This is a genomic window from Paenibacillus sp. FSL H7-0918 (assembly GCF_038007025.1).
GTDB lineage: Bacteria > Bacillota > Bacilli > Paenibacillales > Paenibacillaceae > Paenibacillus_AQ > Paenibacillus_AQ odorifer.
The window spans coordinates 820992-841557 of the sequence record NZ_JBBOWJ010000003.1; the positions used below are offsets into that span (position 1 = coordinate 820992).

General features: G+C 44.1%; 22 protein-coding genes. 5 read left to right on the plus strand and 17 right to left on the minus strand.

Annotated features, from left to right (window positions below; genetic code table 11):
• The first annotated feature begins 138 nt into the window (after positions 1-138).
• Positions 139-1029 (plus strand): GNAT family N-acetyltransferase, encoded by an 891-nt coding sequence (locus MHI15_RS23545; protein ID WP_076183777.1) that lies wholly within the window; start codon positions 139-141, stop codon positions 1027-1029.
• A gap of 35 nt (positions 1030-1064) precedes the next feature.
• Here the strand turns inward: MHI15_RS23545 and MHI15_RS23550 are convergent, their stop codons facing one another.
• The 6 genes from MHI15_RS23550 to aroC all read right to left on the minus strand — a co-directional run bounded on the left by MHI15_RS23550 (position 1065) and on the right by aroC (position 5037).
• Positions 1065-1445 (minus strand): GNAT family N-acetyltransferase, encoded by a 381-nt coding sequence (locus MHI15_RS23550; protein WP_341164946.1) that lies wholly within the window; start codon positions 1443-1445, stop codon positions 1065-1067.
• A gap of 243 nt (positions 1446-1688) precedes the next feature.
• On the minus strand, positions 1689-1973 hold the full coding sequence (locus MHI15_RS23555; protein ID WP_341164947.1) for a hypothetical protein: 285 nt from the start codon (positions 1971-1973) through the stop codon (positions 1689-1691).
• On the minus strand, positions 1948-2613 hold the full coding sequence (locus tag MHI15_RS23560; RefSeq protein ID WP_341164948.1) for a hypothetical protein: 666 nt from the start codon (positions 2611-2613) through the stop codon (positions 1948-1950). Before MHI15_RS23560 ends, MHI15_RS23555 begins: the two co-directional genes overlap by 26 nt.
• A 121-nt stretch (positions 2614-2734) precedes the next feature.
• Entirely contained in the window at positions 2735-2929 is a 195-nt protein-coding gene (locus MHI15_RS23565; RefSeq protein ID WP_076126143.1) for a hypothetical protein, read from the minus strand.
• Between the two features lie 33 nt (positions 2930-2962).
• Positions 2963-3820: an NAD-dependent epimerase/dehydratase family protein gene (locus MHI15_RS23570; RefSeq protein ID WP_341164949.1), complete on the minus strand. Its 858-nt coding sequence runs from the start codon at positions 3818-3820 to the stop codon at positions 2963-2965.
• A gap of 161 nt (positions 3821-3981) precedes the next feature.
• The gene (gene aroC / locus MHI15_RS23575) at positions 3982-5037 is read right to left on the minus strand and encodes a chorismate synthase (RefSeq protein WP_076126139.1); all 1056 of its coding nucleotides are present in this window, start codon (positions 5035-5037) and stop codon (positions 3982-3984) included.
• Between the two features lie 104 nt (positions 5038-5141).
• On the opposite strand from aroC, the gene MHI15_RS23580 reads away from it, so the two are divergent.
• On the plus strand, positions 5142-6041 hold the full coding sequence (locus tag MHI15_RS23580; RefSeq protein ID WP_341164950.1) for a LysR family transcriptional regulator: 900 nt from the start codon (positions 5142-5144) through the stop codon (positions 6039-6041).
• 851 nt (positions 6042-6892) lie between these two features.
• Here MHI15_RS23580 and MHI15_RS23585 read toward each other — a convergent pair.
• A complete protein-coding gene (locus MHI15_RS23585) occupies positions 6893-7477 on the minus strand; it encodes a general stress protein (RefSeq protein ID WP_076279020.1) in 585 nt (194 codons plus the stop codon).
• 98 nt (positions 7478-7575) lie between these two features.
• On the minus strand, positions 7576-10068 hold the full coding sequence (gene hrpB, locus MHI15_RS23590) for an ATP-dependent helicase HrpB (RefSeq protein WP_341164951.1): 2493 nt from the start codon (positions 10066-10068) through the stop codon (positions 7576-7578).
• A 139-nt stretch (positions 10069-10207) separates the two neighbouring features.
• On the opposite strand from hrpB, the gene MHI15_RS23595 reads away from it, so the two are divergent.
• Positions 10208-10630: a GNAT family N-acetyltransferase gene (locus MHI15_RS23595; RefSeq protein WP_341164952.1), complete on the plus strand. Its 423-nt coding sequence runs from the start codon at positions 10208-10210 to the stop codon at positions 10628-10630.
• Between the two features lie 138 nt (positions 10631-10768).
• Here the strand turns inward: MHI15_RS23595 and MHI15_RS23600 are convergent, their stop codons facing one another.
• The 4 genes from MHI15_RS23600 to MHI15_RS23615 all read right to left on the minus strand — a co-directional run bounded on the left by MHI15_RS23600 (position 10769) and on the right by MHI15_RS23615 (position 12962).
• On the minus strand, positions 10769-11167 hold the full coding sequence (locus MHI15_RS23600) for a DnaJ family domain-containing protein (RefSeq protein ID WP_076218040.1): 399 nt from the start codon (positions 11165-11167) through the stop codon (positions 10769-10771).
• Positions 11168-11620: 453 nt separating this feature from the next.
• Positions 11621-11770: a hypothetical protein gene (locus MHI15_RS23605; protein ID WP_175619022.1), complete on the minus strand. Its 150-nt coding sequence runs from the start codon at positions 11768-11770 to the stop codon at positions 11621-11623.
• A 132-nt stretch (positions 11771-11902) separates the two neighbouring features.
• Positions 11903-12052 carry a hypothetical protein gene (locus tag MHI15_RS23610; protein WP_341164953.1) on the minus strand — a complete coding sequence of 50 codons (150 nt, stop codon included), beginning with the start codon at positions 12050-12052 and terminating at the stop codon, positions 11903-11905.
• A gap of 766 nt (positions 12053-12818) precedes the next feature.
• On the minus strand, positions 12819-12962 hold the full coding sequence (locus MHI15_RS23615; RefSeq protein WP_175617295.1) for a hypothetical protein: 144 nt from the start codon (positions 12960-12962) through the stop codon (positions 12819-12821).
• A 372-nt stretch (positions 12963-13334) separates the two neighbouring features.
• On the opposite strand from MHI15_RS23615, the gene MHI15_RS23620 reads away from it, so the two are divergent.
• A complete protein-coding gene (locus tag MHI15_RS23620) occupies positions 13335-13811 on the plus strand; it encodes an SRPBCC family protein (protein WP_076126128.1) in 477 nt (158 codons plus the stop codon).
• Here MHI15_RS23620 and MHI15_RS23625 read toward each other — a convergent pair.
• The 4 genes from MHI15_RS23625 to MHI15_RS23640 all read right to left on the minus strand — a co-directional run bounded on the left by MHI15_RS23625 (position 13803) and on the right by MHI15_RS23640 (position 18195).
• The gene (locus MHI15_RS23625) at positions 13803-14612 is read right to left on the minus strand and encodes an SDR family oxidoreductase (RefSeq protein ID WP_076218875.1); all 810 of its coding nucleotides are present in this window, start codon (positions 14610-14612) and stop codon (positions 13803-13805) included. The two genes, MHI15_RS23620 and MHI15_RS23625, sit on opposite strands and share 9 nt — an antisense overlap.
• A gap of 228 nt (positions 14613-14840) precedes the next feature.
• On the minus strand, positions 14841-15707 hold the full coding sequence (locus MHI15_RS23630) for a transglutaminase family protein (RefSeq protein ID WP_076126126.1): 867 nt from the start codon (positions 15705-15707) through the stop codon (positions 14841-14843).
• On the minus strand, positions 15704-16657 hold the full coding sequence (locus tag MHI15_RS23635) for an alpha-E domain-containing protein (protein ID WP_076126125.1): 954 nt from the start codon (positions 16655-16657) through the stop codon (positions 15704-15706). Before MHI15_RS23635 ends, MHI15_RS23630 begins: the two co-directional genes overlap by 4 nt.
• 74 nt (positions 16658-16731) lie before the next feature.
• Complete coding sequence (locus tag MHI15_RS23640; protein ID WP_076279025.1) at positions 16732-18195, minus strand: circularly permuted type 2 ATP-grasp protein; 1464 nt, start codon at positions 18193-18195, stop codon at positions 16732-16734.
• Positions 18196-18549: 354 nt separating this feature from the next.
• Here MHI15_RS23640 and MHI15_RS23645 point away from each other — a divergent pair, with 354 nt between their 5' ends.
• Positions 18550-19428: a DUF1835 domain-containing protein gene (locus MHI15_RS23645; protein ID WP_076190039.1), complete on the plus strand. Its 879-nt coding sequence runs from the start codon at positions 18550-18552 to the stop codon at positions 19426-19428.
• Positions 19429-19552: 124 nt separating this feature from the next.
• On the opposite strand, the gene ftsY is transcribed toward MHI15_RS23645, so the two are convergent.
• Complete coding sequence (gene ftsY / locus MHI15_RS23650; RefSeq protein ID WP_076183732.1) at positions 19553-20560, minus strand: signal recognition particle-docking protein FtsY; 1008 nt, start codon at positions 20558-20560, stop codon at positions 19553-19555.
• Positions 20561-20566: the final 6 nt, after the last annotated feature.

Below are 20566 nucleotides of genomic sequence, written 5' to 3' on the forward strand. Positions count from 1 at the left end.
AATTTAGAGATTATGATAACACATCTACAGGATTATATTGGTATAGTATTTTTAAAATCAACTTTACGGTTAAAAAGCATAGTATTATATATTCATAAAATGCGAATCCCAAAATCATCTGAAATAGAGGTATATTCTATGAATGAATATCAATTGATTAGCGATTATAAACACATCGATAAATATAAGCTTAGCTTCAATTCTTTAGCCCAATCAATCTTTGGTATTGATTTTAAACCTTGGTATGAACAAGGGGGCTGGAATGACAAATATATTTGTTATTCCTTTATCGATGAAGATCACGTCATTGCGAATGCATCTATTAATAAAATGACTATTCTCATCAACAAAAAAGAATACAACGCCATCCAAATTGGGACGGTGATGACACATCCTGATTATCGTATGCAAGGCTTATCCCGAAAACTAATAGACCACATTATCGCTAAGTACGAACATGAATACGACTTCCTCTACTTATTTGCTAATGAGCGCGCTTTGGATTTTTATCCTAAATTCGGGTTTGAACGCATGCAAGAAAGCAGCTTTTCACTTAACGTTGCTCATCTTAGCAATCAGCCAACTACAACCTACTCTGTGCGGCCTTTATCTATAGGTAACCCCGTTGATTTTAGCATGATCAAAAATTTCGCAGTCAAAAGAACACCGGTATCCTCTGCGCTAAGTGTGATAAATAATGAACATCAGCTGCTGTTTTATTTTATTCTTCCTTTTCACGATTCCTTTTATTATATTGAAGAGGCTGACGTTATTGTGATCTTTAAACATGAGGATCATCAGCTTCATATTTTTGATATTATTAGTACAACAAGTTTTGATATCAATACAGTATTGAAAAGCATTATTTCTCCGGATACTGAAGTTATACATTTTTATTTCACACCAGATTATCCAATCGATCAAGTTAAGGCAGAATTAATTTCACAGAGTGAAGATACCTTATTTATACGTCCGCTATTAAAAGAACTCCCTCAACATTTCATGTTTCCTATTACCTCTCATGCCTAGTTAACAAAAAAAAGGCTGCCATCTGGCAGCCTTTCTTAGTCGTGCATAGGAATATACATACTCTGTATCTCTTGTACTCCAGGGACAAATCCTAGATTTAAATAAACAGACTCCGCATCATTACCTTCCATGACATATAATCTTAGGATCGGATACTTATCTTTCAGGAGATTAAGTCCTCTTTTCAACATCAGTGTAGCAATCCCTTTTCCTCTGTAAGCAGGTATTACACCAATACTGTAAACTGCTGCGTAATCATCTTGTAAACCCAAAAGACAATTCGCAATTAGCTGTCCTGATTTCTTATCATACACAAGCGTTGACGCTGTCAGTAATTCTTCATTTGTATAATTAGGTTCTACATGACCCATTGCTTTTAACATTTTAGCTTGCAAAATAACCCCTGGTACCCACATGCTCACATGCTTCGAGGAATTACACATAACAAGCACTTTGTCCAGTTGGACATTTGCATCTTTAAGATGATTCCTTTCATAGAAAAGATCCACCAAAAATACAAAACCATGACCTTGTAACGTTTACTATAGATGCAAATTTCTCTATGCCTTCCCTGTTTTGGTCCAATTGCTCAACGAACGTATCCACGTCCCCCTGATAAAATGCAACCGAAGCACGATACAGATCCAACCGCATTTGAATTACGGCTTGCTCTTTTTCCGGAATAATAAATTCCTCTTCCATAAAAAGTTCAACCTTTGTAAGAAGCGTTTGGCATCATATGATCGTCCAGCGACAGCCATCGAACCCGCTTGAAAATAAAACAAATCAGGGTGCACAATCATATTTTTGATCGACAACTTATCTAGTAAATCTAGCAATGTAGATTCATCGCCATCTTTGATAATTGAATTGAACGGCCTATCCATACATGATGCAGAAAACGTATAATCCTCTGCCTCAAAAGCATGCTGGATAGCTTCCAAGACCAGCCCTTCCTGAAAAAGAGCGGAAGGCAAGAATTAAACCCGCTGCCCATCCTTCTGTTTTTTTTCCAAGCAAAAATAACTCATCTTGTGAAAGCTGCTCGCTCAAGGATTGAGATTGTTGCTCATCAATTTCGTCAAATGTAAATCTCAGATCATCGTTACTTAATTCTAGTAGTTCCTGTTGTGCTCTTAGGCGGGATAAGAGGAGTGGCGGGAGGGTTCTACTCAATATTACAAGCTTCACATTAGCCGGAAGATGTCCGATGAAAAAGCCCATACTTTCATGAATCGATTGATTCGTAATCGCATGATAATCATCCATTATAAGTGTAATAGAGCCTGGAAGAGAATGCAGATCGTTTAATAAAAGAGGAATCGCAGTTTCTACTGAACCGTCACGAACAGACTGGATAATCAAATCTAAGTAATTCAAAAAGGGGTGAAAGATTCTCTCAATTGCGGTATGCATGCTTAACCAGAATCGTACAAGATGGTTATCTGCAAGTTCCAGCGACAACCATGCAACCTCATCGGAATGAGTACGAGCCCATTCAGCCGCAAGTGTCGTTTTTCCAAACCCAGCTGAGGCGGCAATAAGCGTCACTTTGGCACGATTTTCATCCATGAGTTTAGACATTAATCTTATGCGCTGAACATAATAAGGAGCCTGTTTTAACCATCTATTAAGTAATAACATAACATTCTAGCTTTCTGACATCCAATCTCAAAAAAAAGACCGCCAATTGGCAGCCTTTTTTCTAATATATTCTTGAGCATAACCAAAAAGCTGAACCCACTGCGATAATGCCTGCCATAGATACAAACAGGACATACCCTTTCTTTGTTCTAGTAACGGTGTGTTTATCATAAAACTCTGGTTTTCGAACGATTCCAAACCATAGATCAGCAATTAAATTCACGACTACTAAAGAAAAATTCTTTAATTTACTCATGTTATCTCTCCTTGTACATGTTTGGATTCATCTCTAACCTTTCAAGCTCTGAGCAAAACCTGACCTCCATGAAGGGTAAGATGGACTCCATCCGTAATCCATTCGAGCTTTTGTATTGGACGCCCCCCGTTCCCAGCCTTCTCTGCCCATTTGCAAAGGAGGTCTAGGAGCTCCCAAGATTTCAGAAAAAACAGGCACCCAATCTATTCCTCGCGCAGGTTCATTGTCCACAATATTAACTGGACCAGAAGGCCAGTTCAGAGCAAGCGCCGCCGCGTTAGCTGCATCCTCCACGTGAAGGAATGACGTAACCGCTTCTGTTGCAGTCAGTCTCCCTTGTCGAATTTCTTCTGTCATTAATCCAGCAGCATCATACCAAGTCCCTTGGCCGTACAACATTCCGTACCGCAAAATCACATGATTAGGAATTTCTGCAACTGCCTTTTCAAGTGAGCGGATACCCTCAATGGTTCTCATCCGGGATTCAGAAGCATTAGCATCTAATGGAGTATTCTCCGTGGCAGGTCCCTCACCAGCTTCATAAGCCCAAGAGATACTTTGAGCAATAATCTGTTTAACCCCGTTTGTCAGTGAAGCATCGACAATATTTCGTGTTCCTTCTATTCTTATCCTTGAATTATCTGCAAAATTCCGCTGACTTAATGAAGTCAGCTGATGAATTACCACTTCAGGTTGGGCTGCTTGAATAGCCGCAAATATAGACTCACGCTCATACACATCCGCGATTACCGCTTGTGCCCCTATGCTCTCAAGGATTGTTTTGTTTTCTTCTTTATGGGTCAGACCGATAACCTCATGCCCCGCTTGTAGTAACTTAGGAAGCAATAACCGTCCAATCACACCAGCAGCACCTGCAACAAAGATTCTCATCTATTCCCTCCTTTTCGCTGTACTGTATCTTATGGCATAACTAGAGACAAAACATAATTTGAATGATTATCCATATGATACCACATATGCAAAAAAGACTGCACCTCACAGTCTATTGTTAAGAGGTGCAGTCTTTGATTTGTTTCATTTTATAAAGTGGTTCATCCAAAAATAGCAGCTTGTCTTTTATAAAGATCTTCCAATACTAAGCAAGCCATTGCTTCAACAACTGGCACGATTCTCGGACAGATACATGGATCATGTCTGCCCTCCGTTTTAATCTCAACTTCTTCACCATTCGTGTTTATGGTCTGTTGAGTAACAGAAATCGAGGATGTAGGCTTTACACTTATTCGAAAAATAATCTCTTCTCCTGTGCTGATTCCGCCTATAATCCCGCCGGAATGGTTACTAAGAAATCCATCCTTATTCATCGCGTCATTATGTTCACTTCCAAGCATAGAGGCCGCTTCGAATCCAGCTCCAAACTCTATTCCTTTTACAGCACCAATAGATAACATCGCTTTAGCTAACTCTGCATCCAATTTATCAAATACGGGTTCTCCAAGACCCGGAATAACCCCTCTAATCCGACACTCCACGATACCTCCGCAGCTGTCTCCAATCGAAGCTAAGTGTTCAATTTTTTTAATCATTTCAGCTCCAGCCTTAGCATCACAGGCGCGGACTGCATTTTGTTCAATAACATCTTCATCAAAGGTTTGACACTTAATCCCTCCGACCTCTTGCGTGTAGGCTAGTACCTCAACCCCTCTTCTTTCGAGCAGTTTCCGAGCGATCGCTCCGCCAGCTACTCTTGCCGCTGTTTCCCTGCCTGATGCCCGTCCACTGCCTCTATGATCGCGAATTCCGTATTTCTGCAAAAAAGTATAATCCGCATGGCCGGGTCTAAATGAATGCTGAATATCGTTATAGGCCTCCGGTTTCATATCTTTGTTGTACAGAACTACAAAGAGTGGAGTTCCGGTTGTTTTCCCTTCGAATATTCCTGATTGTATTTGCACCACATCATATTCCTTACGCGGTGAAGTTACAGAGGACTGGCCTGGTTTCCTTCTATCCATCTGTTTCTGAATATATGCTTCATCAATTTCAACATTAGGTGTAACTCCATCCACTATGACCCCAACCGCTGCACCATGTGACTCTCCAAAGGTAGTAATCTTAAATACTTCTCCAAATGTGTTACCTGCCATAATATTCAAACCTCCATTGCCGACTCTTTTATTATTTATATATCCAAATTATAATAAGATTGTTGCAATTAATGAAATCACATTTTCAACAGACTGTCATAGAGGTGATCTATATCAAATTCTTTAACCTTGAATGGTATCGTATTTTTTTATATACGGCTCGTTACAAAAATCTAACAAAGGCTGCAAATGAATTGCATATTACACAGCCATCCGTAAGTTATGCCATTAAACAAATGGAGGATTCTTTAGGCCTCAAATTATTTCATCGTTTATCTAAAGGTGTAGAGCTAACCGAGGAAGGACGGGCGTTATTGGAATATGTTGAGCCCTCTTTAGTCATGCTGGATTCTGCACAAAAGCATCTTCATAATCTAAAGCAATTAAACGAGGGAGAAGTTCGGATTGGAGCAAGTGATTCCCTTATAAAAAATCTTTTGCTGCCGCAATTGAACGCATTCCACAAACAATATCCCGGCATACGAATTCGGCTATCACACGGAAAAACGCATGAGATCACCAAACGTTTGAAAGAAGGCGAAATAGACTGTGCGCTCGTCCATATGCCTATTGACGATCCACAATTAAGTATTCAGACGCTTGCCACCCTTGAGGATTGTTTTGTAGTGGGACGAGCCTTTCAGGAACTGGCAAACCGTTCGCTTACGGCAAAAGAACTTGCAGAGTTACCTTTTATTTTATTATCCCCAGAAAGCAGCACCAGACTGTTTGTTGATCATTGGTTTGCTGGTAAGCGGTTGTCCGTTAAACCAGATATAGAGCTGGGCAGCATCGATTTACTCTCTGAATTCGCAAGACTTGGTTACGGGGTAGCCTTTATTAGCCGTTCTTTTGTAATTGAGGAGATTCAAAAAGGAGAACTTTTCGAGTTGCAATTAGATGATCCCCCTCCCCCCCGGAATATAGGCTTCGCAATCCATCGCGATATGAGGTTATCCGTGGCAGCTGATTCTTTCATCCGCATGCTTCGTATCCTTGATTAAGATCGTGCAAGGTAACAGCATATAAGGACACTGCGTAACGGGGCATGTGCTTAGCAACCATAAGGTCGCTGCGGAACGGGGCATGTGATTACCAACCATAAAGACGCTGCGGAACGGGGGGATTTCGTAGCTGCAAACCGGGGGCTTATGCTCAGTAGGATAAGGACACAGAGTCCGGGTGCGCTTACGTAGCAATACAAGGACACAGTGGAACGATAATAGTAAAAGGACTCTAGGGAACGGTGCATGTACGTAACAGCATTAAGACACAGCGGAACGATGCACCTCCAACAAAGGTCACCGTGATCGGGTACGCATAGATAGCAGTACAAAGACAGCACGTGCGTAGTAGTATTAAGGACACTGCGTAACAGCATAAGGACACTGCGTAACGGGGCACGTTCAGAGTTGCAATCCGATGCGAATACTCTGTAGCATAAGGACACGTGACCGGGTGCGCTTACGTAGCAATACAAGGACAGCACGTGCGTAGCAGCATAAGGACACTCCGAAACGATGCAGGAACGTAGTAGCAAAGGACACAGCGGACCTTAAACGCAATATTATCCGATATTTGGAGCCCTATCGGACCCCATTGCAGCTATTGGCAAAAAAAACAGGAAATAAGAGCCTCATTCTATAGAATAGCGTCCATGGAGTCCGAAATTCTGCTGCAAAGACCAAAAATTAGCCAATAGCGTCATCTGGGTCCGTACCCCTCAGAAGAGGATGAGCAAAGGGGGATTCCGGGAGGCGCGATGGACTAAAAATACAAAAGGAGCGATTCTCCATTAAATCGGAGAATCGCTCCTTGTAACCTTTTACCGCTTTTAAAGCAGGTTATTATAATGTTATATTTTATCACGGTTGTAGACTTCAGCCTTCCGATCCGCTCTGTTAGCCATCGAGTTTCCTAGTCTAGTGTCTTCGTTATAGACGCCTTCGTAACGCTGAGTATTCAGCGAACGGTTACCGCGGAACACATCATGTGCTTGATAGCCGCGTCCATTATCATCGACTAGTACAAGGATTTTGCCGCTTTCCACATAACCTTCGTACTCTTTAGCCTCATCCTCAGGAATACCGAGTCCGATCAAGCCGCCGACTAATCCACCTGCGCCTGCACCAACTGCTGCACCTGTAAGGGTTGCAACTATAGGCCCTGCCGCCAGAATCGGTCCAATCCCCGGAATCGCCAATGCTCCGATCCCTGCTAATAGTCCGGCAACGCCGCCAACTACACCACCTGTAGCAGCGCCTGTTGCTACTCCTTCTGGAGCTTTTGTGCCTGTATCCTCTGAGATGTTTCTAAGCTCATCACGATCACGTGTGATTACTGATATTTCATCATTATTAAATCCTTGATTGTGAAGTCCTTCAATTGCTCTGGTTGCTTCTTGTTCTGTGTCGAAAATACCTACGATTTTTTTAGTCACTTGAAGCCCTCCTTAGTAATTGTCTTCGCTAGTAATTACCCTTTAAACGGGAGACCAAACATCTAAGGAAAAATTTCAAGAGCATATGTAACCATAAATTATTTTACAGGACGTGTACGATTAGTCGGAATAGCCTGTAATGGGTCATCTGGCCAATAGTGCTTCGGGTACCGTCCCTTCAGATCTTTTTTGACCTCAAAATAGGTCCCCCGCCAAAAACTTGCTAGATCAGAGGTTACCTGCACAGGTCGTCTAGCTGGTGACAAAAGATGCAGCAATACTGGCAATTTTCCCCCTCCAATTCGAGGTGTGTCCAGCTGTCCAAACATCTCTTGCAATCTTACTGCCAATACCGGGGCAGCAGGATTAGTATAATCTACAGGCACACGCGAGCCACTAGGAACAGATATATGTGTAGGTGCCTCCTTTTCCAGCATCTGCCGCTGATTCCAGTCTAACATCCCCTCAAGCGCTCGCGCTAACGGTATACGCTGAAGGTCGCGGAGGTTCCTCATACCTTGCAGATATGGCAAAAGCCATTCATCCAACGTAGCAATTAAAGCAAAATCTGATACATCCGGCCAATCTGAACGTAAGGTATGCATAAACATCAAACGTTCGCGAAGCTGTATGGTTCCCTTCTCCCACGGTAGGATTTCAATGCCATCTGTAGCGATGACACTTAATAGTACATTTGCCATTTCTTCCGCGGAGGGTCTTTCATGTGAAGTTTCTTTTAAGACCAACGCGCCGAGCATTGTGCGACGACGTTTCTTCACACTTCCACTTTCTTTATCCCAATACACATCCGCTTCCTCGGTGATGCGGTCTGCATGATAGGAAAGCAGTTGTCCTTCTTCTATCTCAGCTGCCAGCATAATTGCGCCCTGTGTAGCGCGATCATCGATCGAAGCAGCTACGATATATGATGACCGGGCCAGCGGTTGCCCTTCCCGCATGGCCGCCCCCCGACCGGAGGAGAGCAGAAACGCGCCATCGCCGCGTTTCTGCCCGATCCGGTCGGGATAAGCGAACGACAGAAGCAGCCCGCAGCGGCTGATGTCGTTCACGTTCTCGCCCGGCGCGGCTTGCAGCTGCGCCAGGAAATGGCGGCTCTCGCGCTGCACAGCGCGCAGAGCCGCCGGGTCCGCTCCGCCGCTATCAGCGGAGCGCTCGAACCGGAGCAGCGCCTCAACGCGGAGCGTGAGGTCGCAATCTAGGGCCGCGGGACCCTTGAAAAGGTCCCGCTCTTGCAGCAGCGCCGCCAGCCGGCAGGCGAGCGGTGCTGCGCCAAGCTCTGCCGCGCGCAGCAGCATATGCGCGGCTCGCGGGTGCGCGCCAAGCGCGGCCATGCTGTGGCCGTGCGGCGTAATGGCGCCGCCGGCGTCCAGCGCGCCGAGCTGGCGCAGCAGCGCGGTGCCCTGTGCATAAGGCGCAGCGGGCGGCGCGTCAAGCCAAGATAGCGCGGCAGGATCGCGCACGCCCCACAGCGCCAGCTCCAAAGCGAGCTGCGCAAGGTCCGTCTGCATAATCTCCGGCACATTGTCATCCGGAAGTCGATTATGCTCCTCCTGACTCCACAGCCTGTAGCACACGCCAGGGGCTGTTCGTCCAGCACGTCCCCGCCGTTGATCCGCGGAGGCTTTCGATACCGGGACTGTCGTCAGACTTGGCATTCCTGTGCGTGGTGAGAATACCTGTGTACGGCGCTGCCCTGTGTCAATTACCGTTCGCACGCCTTCAATCGTTAGACTTGTCTCAGCGATAGAAGTCGCGAGCACTACTTTTCGTTCACCTTGAACAGATGCAGCCACAGCTGCATCTTGGATATTTTGTGGCAGCTGGCCATATAAAGGGCGAATTACCGTCTGCTCTGCCAAGCTTCCATTTTCCAACTCACTTTGAGTTCTGCGTATTTCTCTTTCCCCCGGTAAAAAGACGAGAATATCTCCGGGTTGTTCAGCAAGCGCACGTCTCACAGCAGCTGCAGCAGTTTTTTCCAGTGGAAGATTCCCAGTAGTTGGCACATAGATTGTTCCTACAGGATAGGTTCTGCCCGGACAATTTACAACGGGCGCATCCCCTAGTAAAGCAGACACCCGCTCACTGTCCAAGGTAGCTGACATGATAAGAATCCTTAGATCCTCCCGCAGCACAGCCTGTGCTTCCAGTGTAAGGGCAAGTCCCAAATCCGCATGTAGACTGCGCTCATGGAACTCATCAAAAATAACTAAACCCACATCACCCAAAGAAGGATCGCTTTGCAGCATTCTCGTTAATACTCCTTCAGTGACTACAACAATCCGCGTATTTTTGCCTACTTTAGTGTCATTCCGCATCCGATAACCTACCGTCTGTCCAACACTTTCTCCAAGGCAGGATGCCATGTAAGTGGCGGCAGATCTAGCAGCAAGCCTTCTAGGCTCTAACATTAAAATGCTTTTACCCGCCATCCAAGGCTCGTCCAAAAACGCCGGAGGCGTTCCTGTTGTTTTGCCTGCACCCGGTTCAGCGATAAGTACTGCTGCCTGCGCAGTGTTAAGTATGTTTTTCAGGTCAGGAAGCACCTGTATAATCGGAAGCTGTTTCATTCTATCTCTCCATCGTCTATAATCATATGTTATAATTTTCCTTGAAGTTATCTTAGATCATCTTCATCATGTGTGAAAAAACCTTAAAGATCAAGACTTACCATCCATACCCTCTATAATATTAATAAGGAGACTTACTATGATATTCGTAACAAAAGCTACAATTTCAGATCTACCCATGCTCACCAAAATAGACAGCAAGATCATTGGCAATGAAAGCCGCAAATCGAAGATTGAAAAATATATCAAGCATGAGCAGTGTTACGTAGCATCGCATAATGGAACGTTTGTAGGATTTGCTTGCTGCGATACCACCTTTTTCGAATGTTGTTTTATTCAGCTGGTCATTGTGGATCCTGAGTACAGACGCCTAGGCATAGCCAAAACACTCCTTAGCTACATCGAGGAACAATGCCCCACCCCCAAGCTTTTCACCTCCACCAATGAATCCAATACGATCATGCAGCAACTATGTCTTTCTCAAGGGTTTGTTAAAAGCGGAGTCATTGAGAATTTAGATGATGGCGATCCGGAATGGGTATATTTTAAACAAATTAGATGAGTATACATGTTCAGTTACACATAACAAGCAAAAAGGCAGCTCTTCTGTCTAAACCGACCAAGAGATGCCTTTTTATTTTACACTATTTATTTTGATGTCCAAATGAATGTAGGCATTTAGGCAGTAACTTAAGCAGCGTTATTCCTCTTCCTTTATCATCTGTTCGTGTATTTGAGCACTGTATTGCATAAAAGCAGGGTTACTATCCAAGCCGCGTTCACGCAATAACTCCTGTAGACGCAGTCTTTTCATAGACAGTTTTGACCGCAAAGCCTTGCCCTCACTGGTTTCTGCACTTCCGCTATTATGACACGCCGCTAGCAATCCTTCCAACGTAACACATTCAGCTCGCAGAGAGATTTCCTCAGGCACCAGTCCGGAGTTCTTCATGATTTTAAAAGACATCCGCAATTCTTCCGGCACACCCGATAAATCCTCGAGCTCCAGCGGCTTGCCATGCCCAGGTAAATCTCGAAATTCCCCGTTACGCATAGACTCCTGAATCCGCTGCTCAGCTAACCAAGACATCATCCCCATATACGCAGCCTCCTTCACCAATGCCACACTATTAACTACCCTGCCTAAGCAAAAGTAGATTTTACGGAATTGCGTTAATTTTAGCATAAAAGACTTAGGATTTGCATCAAGGTGCCGGAATGCTATCTCAGATCTTTCCTATGCTGTTAACTATAGGGATGGCGAGCTATTTACTCAAATGCCCCTTGCCCTCGTCGCACAGTTGAATAGCTCAGACTCTGTAACTATCGTACACAATGTATATTCTAAGCCCATAACCGCAATGTCAGCATACACTGGCCACCGTGAAACGTTTGGAACCAGGAGCTCTTGCTCGTATACTACATCCTTTATTACACATTCATTACCTCTTCGTCGCCATAGATCGTTCGGACCCAGCAGCCCTTATTTCACTAATTTAGTCCATTTCGCTGTACTATCGGACACAGTTGCAGCTATTCGCTCAAACACGCCCTACTTTTGTTCAAAATCACAGCAATAAGCGCTATGCGGTCCGATATGTTCCAAATACAAACCAAAAACACCAAATAGCTGCAATACAGTCCGATCCATTAGCGAATCCAGGTCTCCGCAAACCGATCGAACCCAGTAGCTCTTGCTCATATACTACATCCTTTGTACCTTCATTACATCTTCGTCGCATAGATCGTTCGGACTCAGCAGCCCTTATTTCACAAATTTAGTCCTTTTCGCTGTACTATCGGACTCAGTTGTACCTATTCGCTCAAACACACCCTACTTTTGTTCAAAAACGCGGCAATAAGCGCTATACGGTCCGATACTTCTAATAAACACAATAAAAACGCCAAATAGCTGCAATACAGTCCGATCCATTAGCGAATCCAGGTCTCCGCAAACCGATCGAACCCAGTAGCTCTTGCTCATATACTACATCCTTTGTACCTTCATTACCTCTTCGTCGCCATAGATCATTCGGACTCAGCAGCCCTTATTTCGCTAATTTAGTCCATTTCACTGTACTTTCGGACTCAGTTGCAGCTATTCGCTCAAACTCACCCTACTTTTGTTCAAAATCGCAGCAATAAGCGCTATGCGGTCCGATACTTCTAATAAACACACCAAAAACTCCAAATAGCTGCAATACAGTCCGCAACGCCGATGCATCCTCGCTACCATGTAACGTTCGGACTCAGATGACCTTATTTCACAAATTCAGGCTTATTCCCTCTGCTATCGGACTCAGTTACACCTATTCGCTCAAATACGCCCTACTTTTGTTCAAAATCGCAGCAATAAGTGCTATGCGGTCCGATACTTCTAATAAACACACCAAAAACTCCAAATAGCTGCAATACAGTCCGCAACGCCGATGCATCCTCGCTACCATATAACGTTCGGACTCAGATGACCTTATTTCACAAATTCAGGCTTATTCCCTCTGCTATCGGACACAGTTGCAGCTATTCGCTCAAACACACCCTACTTTTGTTCAAAATCGCAGCGATAAGAGCTATGCGGTCCGATACTTCTAATAATCAAATCAAAAACGCCAAATAGCTGCAATACAGTCCGCAACGCCGATGCATCCTCGCTACCATGTAACGTTCGGACTCAGATGATCTTATTTCACAAATTCAGGCTTATTCCCTCTGCTATCGGGCTCAGTTGCACCTATTCGCTCAAACACGCCCTACTTTTGTTCAAAATCGCAGCAATAAGCGCTATGCAGTCCGATACTTCTAATAAACACACCAAAAACGCCAAATAGCTGCAATACAGTCCGCAACGCCGATGCATCCTCGCCACCGTAGATGCTACTGTTTACTTCCGCCATTCATCACGCACTTATCCCTGTCTTCACTCACTTTTCACCGTCATGCACACTTATCTCCTACATCACTCCCTTTTCCCCGTCATGCGTACTTATCACCTTCATCACTCCATTTTCACCCTCATCACGCACTTATCCCTATCTTCACTCCCTTTTCCCCGCCAACACTAAATCCGCGCCGTACGCAAATCGAGCTCGTGGACTTGCCTATGACCTTATTTCTCCCGCTATTTTATTGCCCTCTATACCCTATAAGTTACGCTTCAGCCACACAGCCGGATCGTGCAATTAACACAGGCGATTGCTATACTCTTTCTAATGAGCCTCAACTCAATAAAAAAAGGACTACCGCAGTAGTCCAAAGGAGAAATATAAATGTTAGCTAACATCCAAAAAGAAGATCAATATTATGTCGCTCGTTTCGAACGCCAGTTAAAGCATTCCGCAACTGAGATTTGGTCCTATTTGACCGAAAATGAGAAGCTTGCCTTATGGTTCTCTGAATTAAAAATCGAGGACCTGCGTGAAGGCGGACTTATAAAGTTTGATATGCAAAACGGAACGTTTGTGGATATGGAAATTACCGTGCTGCAGCATCAATCTATTTTTGAGTTTACTTGGGCTGAGGATCTTGTTCGTTTTGAGTTATACCCTAATTCAGAAGGCTGTTTACTCGTCTTGAACGAAACACTACAAACGCTTACCCCGCATACACCACGAGATCTCGCTGGCTGGCATGTTTGTCTAGAAGTGATCCAGCATCTTTTGGAAGGCACGACGCTGAAGTCACGGAAAGACGAATGGAATAAATGGTACGAGCAATACCGGGAAGCGATCTCGAAATTAGGATAACAAGGACTCCGCGCCGTCAATCACGATTTGCGCACCTGTAATATGGATAGATTCATCCGAAGCCAGAAAAGCAACGAGATCAGCGACATTATCCGGCTTGCCCGGTCCATCCGCCAAGGGTTGCGCTCCATCAGGGAATTCAATCGGAATGACGATTGCTTCAACATCCTCGCTCATTTCAGTGGTTTCATCTATATTCGTAGCAATAGCCCCAGGGCAGATCACATTTACACGAATCTTAAACTTAGCAAGCTCGAGAGCTGCCATTTTGGCAAAAGCCACCTGTCCAGCTTTGGTAGTGCTATAAGTAGACCACCCAAAGCTGGCAAATCTAGTGTTCCCATTAATGGAACTAGTAATAATAATACTGCCCTTCCCTCTATCTTTCAGATGAGGAATAGTATATTTCAGAGTCAAAAAAGTCCCCGTCAAGTTCACCGACATCGTACGCTCCCAGTCGCTCAAGCTTAGTTCTTCTATCGGACCCACTGCGCCATTAATTCCCGCGTTAGCGAATACTACATCCACGCCTCCGAATTGTTCCACCGTACAACGTACGGCTTCCTCCATCTTTTTCTCATCCGAAGTATCTACCTCTATGGCCAGCGCGCAATCTTTTCGAAGCTTATTAAGCTTTTCTGCCAAGGAAGAGGTTCTTTCAAGATTTAAATCGAACAATGCTACATTTGCACCTTCCCGCGCCAGCTTAATAGCGGTAGCACGGCCAATTCCCGAGCCCGCTCCGGTTATAATCGCTGTTTTTCCAATAAATCTTTGTTTCTTAGATATGTTTGGGCTCATATGTAATCTCTCCTCTAATGTCTGTAAGATAAGTACTATGGATCAAGATTACCCAAATAAACCTGTAATGGAATCATCTCGTTCATAAATCTTCAGAATTTAGGCACGCCGCACAAAAAAATCTCCCCATTCAATAAGATGAGCGGAGAGTTTGTTTCGAATATTTAGAGTATTTAAAATATTTTGATTGTTTCGATGTTCGATGTTCGATGTTTCAATTATTTCAGTTCAGTTGTCCAGCTTGCGTACGTCCACTTTTACAGTCAGTGTTCCTGCTCCGCCGCGATATACCCCTTTTACAGGTACTATATCTTTATAATCCCGTCCATGACCCAGCTTGATATAACGCCAGTTCACTTCAACATTATTCGTCGGATCAAAACCAAGCCAGCCCGTACCCGGAATATGGGTCTCCACCCAAGCATGTGAAGCCTGCTCGAAATTAGCATTGCTGCTCTGTAGATCACCGACAAAATGATATCCACTAACATATCTTGAAGGCAGACCCACACTGCGGCAGACAGCGATCATAAGATGAGCATAATCCTGACAGACCCCCCGCTTGAGCTTGAGGGCTTTTTTTACCGTTGTATTTACGCTTGTTGCCTCAGGATCATAGGTGAACTGTTCATAAATCGTCGAAGATAACTTCAGAATCCATTCATACATATCCTCAGCTTCACTAAAAGGGTACTGGGAAGCGAACTCCACTAATTCAGGAGTCACCTCGGTATAACGGGTCGGCAAAATAAACTCAATATAACGGTTCTGAAACTTTTCATCATTTAATAGTTTAACTTGCTCTTCAAGGCTGGTTCGCGGAAGATCGGTACCCTGGGCTTTATCCAGCGTTACTACAGTAGCTTTCGTATGGATTACCATTTCCGTATGTGGCTTATTAACCGAATAGGCATGCACCCGATTACCGAAGAAATCCTCATACGTTAATAGATTAGCTGCCGGAGATACTTCAACCTCATGGTGATAACAGGATTGCCGATAGTTGGTGCGTGGGGTAAGCCTGATTTCATTGACACTGTCCGTAACCGGCTCTGGATAACTGTATGTGGTGGTGTGATTGATTTGAATCTTCATACAGATACTCCTTCTCGCCGAAAAAAGGCGCCCTCCATCGTTTTGCCCAGTCTCTGGCAAGATATTACGAGTGATTGCAGCACATCTTCCACCAGTTCACCGGACATTTCCTCTTTCTCCATATAATCCAGCTCTGCCTTCAGCTTTCCTGCTTGACGGATGACCTTCTCATGACCTGAGCCTTTTTCTGAGGAATCTAATTCAAGTCTAGCTAAATGCTCTTCCAGCTGGTGAAAAGAAAAGCGGATCGAACGTGGAAATTTGGGATTTGCGATCAAAAAATCTAAAATGCTCTCCGGTGACATAGCATCTGCATAATAACGGCGAAACGCCTGATAACCACTTACCGATTTCAGCACAGCCTGTAACTGAATATAAATTGCATGAAGCTCTTTAAAACGGCAAGAGGCAATAACTGCCTGCAAAATACGCGTCGTATTCTCTGCCCGTTCCAGAAAACGGCCGCTCTCTATAAAATGCCATTCATTTCCCCTAAGCATTACGGATTGTTCTGCTCCTAGAAACATAGCCGCACGTTCCTTCACCTGCTGGTAGAAATGATGTGGGCCACTCATAATATCAGCGACTGACCGCTCCCCAAGCCATAGATTAAAGCTGTTGACGATATCCCATAGCTCACTTGGAAGATGCTGACGCAGTGTGCGAAGATTATTTCTAGCATGATGTACGCAAGAGAATAATGAATTCGAATTGCCCAAATCGAGTGTAATAAAGGATAACACGTCCTGTTCAGAAAAGGTTTCGAACTGCTGCAAATACTCACTTCGAACTCCTAATGCATCGATAAGCCTCGACCATTTATGTCCTTCTTCCTGAAAATCCTCTTCCTGCTGGATATGATAATGTACATTGATTAGCCGCGCATGATTCTCTGCCCTTTCAATATATCGGCCGATCCAGAATAAAGCCTCCGCATTTCGATTCAGCATCTTTAGCCACTCCTTTATCCTCCAAATTGATGCTGCATATTTTTGATTCACAATCAAGGCTTACAAGATATAGATCAAGCCATAACCCAAGTATCCTTTACGCCACCACCTTGCGAGGAATTCACAACCAGTGAACCTTCTTTCATAGCCACTCGTGTTAATCCACCAGGTATGACATGCGGCTTCCGGTCTGCGCCCATTAATACAAAAGCCCGAAGATCGATATGCCGGGGTGCCATAGTGCCTCCCGACAATACTGGCGCTCTGGACAAGGACATAATTGGCTGTGCCACATAACGGTCCGGATCGGCAATAATTTTCATTCGGAACTCGGCTAATTCTTCTTTGGTCGCCTCACTTCCGATCAACATCCCATATCCTCCGGATAATGAGGTTTCTTTAACAACCATTTCGGATAGGTTCTCAAGAACATACAGGCGTTCATCGGGTCTGCACAACAAATACGTCGGCACATTACCAAGGATCGGCTCTTCATTCAGATAATAACGAATCATATCCGGTACATAGACATACATCGCTTTATCATCTGCAACACCGGTTCCCGGAGCATTAGCAATCGCTATGTTACCTGCCCTATATGCATTCATAAGTCCTGCCACACCCAGTAAAGAATCAGGTTGAAAGGCCAGCGGATCAATGTAATCATCATCCAACCGACGATACAGCACATCCACGCGACGCAGTCCGTTCATTTCTTTCAAATATATTTTGTGATCCTTTGTTACCAAATCTCGTCCTTCGACCAAATGTATACCCATCTGCTGTGCCAAAAAAGCATGTTCATAATATGCAGAATTGTATTCTCCAGGCGTTAGGAGTGCTATAACCGGATCTGACCTTCTTGAAGGAGATAGACTACGAAGCACGGATAAGAAGCGATTTAAGCTATGATCTACATCTCGGATGGAGCTGGCAAAGGACAATTCAGGAAACAATTGATTCATAAGCGTTCTGCCTTTAAAAAGATAGGAAAAGCCGGAGGGTGTTCGCAGGTTGTCTTCAAGTACATAATAATGCCCATCGTGGTGGCGGATCAGATCGATTCCTGAGGTGGTGATATAAGCTCCACCGGGCACTCGCAGACCTGACATTTCTGGCCGGAAATAACAGTTGGAAATAATCATACGCCTAGGGACGATGCCATCTTTAACAATGTATTGCTCATGGTAAATGTCATGAATGAATAAATTCAAAGCTGTGATACGCTGAATAATTCCAGCTTCTAGCCTCTCCCACTCATTCTTAGGGATAATACGTGGAATCATATCGAAGGGGATCGTTCGCTCCATAGGATGATCCTGAGCCGGGTTGTAAAGCGTAAAGGTAATTCCTTCTTCCATCATCCTACGCTGCATTAAATTTTGCTTCCCTTGCAGCTCTTCGGAGCTCATTCCGGAAAACATGCGATTCACATGTCTGTAGTGCGGCCGGACATTCCTCTTATCAGCATACATTTCATCGAAAAAATGCTGTAATGGATACGGAGACAGACCTGGCAGAGGATCTAATTTGGACATGAGCCCGACTCCTTTCGATAGATGTAATCTTTGTTAACAACTTATACTTTCATTTCAGAAAACATCCATGGAAATATTGGTTTATATTCTCATAATACGTAAATCCACTCGTTCATGTCAACATATATAACAGAGAAATGTGATTCCGGAGATATTTGTATTTTTTGGAATCGCTTCCTTTCTCTCTTATATAGGTTGCCGGAGATGAAATGTAGATTCATCATTGAATTGTATGCAGGAAGTGTGACAAGCATTACTGTTATGAATTTTTCATATAATGTATTTTTTATATAGTTGCCTGAGGATGTGGATTCATTGAGTATGGTATAATTTGTTGCGATGGGAGAGTGACCTATGGAGCACAAATATACTATGTCAATTGAGCAGGAAGAGACTAGGCGGAATCACATTTATCTGTTATTTGGCCTGTCTGAAGCGGGATCAATGAAGGTAGCCCTTAGTCATCTGGGTTGTCGTCATTTAATACGAGTACTTTCATTTAATGAAACGTTCTCTGCTGGACCGTTGCGTGGATTACATAATAATGAAGGCTATCATACCCGTGAGTTATGGTTTCAGGAACGATTTCCGGATCAGGGTTATCATTTAAATCCCCAACATAAACTGGCAGCCATGATTCAGACCTTAAAAGAAATTCCCGAGGACAAAAAAATCACTATTTGGTGCGGAGATAACTCCCATGATCAGACAGGTTTACGATTTGCACTTTCTATTCTTAGTGAGAGGACGCAACCTATTCATGTTATTGATTCAGTCAAGGCTTATAGGGAGATTGCCGCTTCATTTGAAATCGGCTTATATCCCAGAGCACTTAGTCAACTCCCAAATGAAGCTCTGCAAAAAATTATAAAAATTACCGAAAATACATCCCCTATCACCTCCGCTCAAAGAAAACAGTATGAACTAGAATGGCAAAAAATCAGCAACACCGAGGATATGCTTAGAGTTTGGGCTGATGGCCAGCTTATGAATGTTCCCGAGAGTTACTATGACGAAGAAATTCTTTCTTTAATTCTGCAATTTCAACAGTATGAGGATCGAGATGGCTACGTAAATGCAGGTCTAGTTGTAGGCACAATTATAGGGCAATGGAATTTGTATCTCAGTACCTCATTCATAGAATATCGCTTCTGGAGGCTAATTAGTGAGGGAAAGCTGTTATTTAAAGGGATCCCTTACGCGATGCATTTATACTTTCTAAAAGTCGCTTAGCAGTTGCTACAAAATGACGGACAAACCCTTTTAAAAAAAGAAAAGGAATGCCCTCCTAACTAAATATAGCTTCGAGGGCATTCCTTGTAAATATAACTTCTTTATGATTATATTGTGCAGTTGATTACACTTGCTCTTCCGATTCTTCTAACTCTTCTTCCTCGGCAATTAATCCGGCAAAAAGAGCATGTACGAACTGCTGCGAATCAAATGGCTGCAAGTCTTCCATTTTTTCTCCAAGACCTACAAACTTCACCGGCAAATTCATTTCCTGACGAATCGCTACAACGATTCCGCCTTTAGCCGTACCGTCCAGCTTCGTCAAGACCAAGCCAGTGACGCCACTCTTTTCACCAAATAACTTGGCTTGCGTAAGTGCATTTTGACCCGTCGTAGCATCTAGCACCATCAGTACCTCATGTGGAGCACTTGGGATTTCTCTTTGAATGACGCGGAAGATTTTGTTGAGCTCTTCCATCAGATTGCTTTTATTCTGCAGTCTGCCAGCAGTATCGCAGATTAAGATATCCACGTTGCGTTGCTTTGCCGCTTGGACCGCATCGTACATTACAGCCGCCGGGTCAGAGCCTGCTTGTTGTTTAATGACATCTACGCCTGCGCGTTGGCCCCAAACCTCAAGCTGCTCAATCGCTCCGGCACGGAACGTATCCCCTGCAGCCAAAAGAACTTTTTTACCTTCTTGTTTGTAACGATGAGCCAGCTTGCCGATGGTAGTCGTCTTGCCCACGCCATTGACCCCAACGAACAAAATAACCGTAATTCCATTCGGATTTTCCTTCAGGCTGTTATCATCATCTCCACGCAGCAGCTCCATAAGCTTACGGGACAAAATCGGCTTCAGCTCGGCAGCATCTTCAATCCGATTTTGCTTCACTTCGGCACGCAAATCCTCGACAAGGGTCATAACAGTGTTTACACCCACGTCTGCACCAATCAAAATCTCTTCCAGCTCTTCGTAGAACTCTTCATCTATCTTTTTGCGGCGGATGATAAGGTCGGAGACCTTCTCTACAAAACCTTTACGGGTTTTCTCTAATCCGTCGCGGAATTGTTTCGTTACACTTTCCGTTTTGCCGGAAATGCTTTCTTTTAATTTTCTAAAAAAGCTCATTTGGTT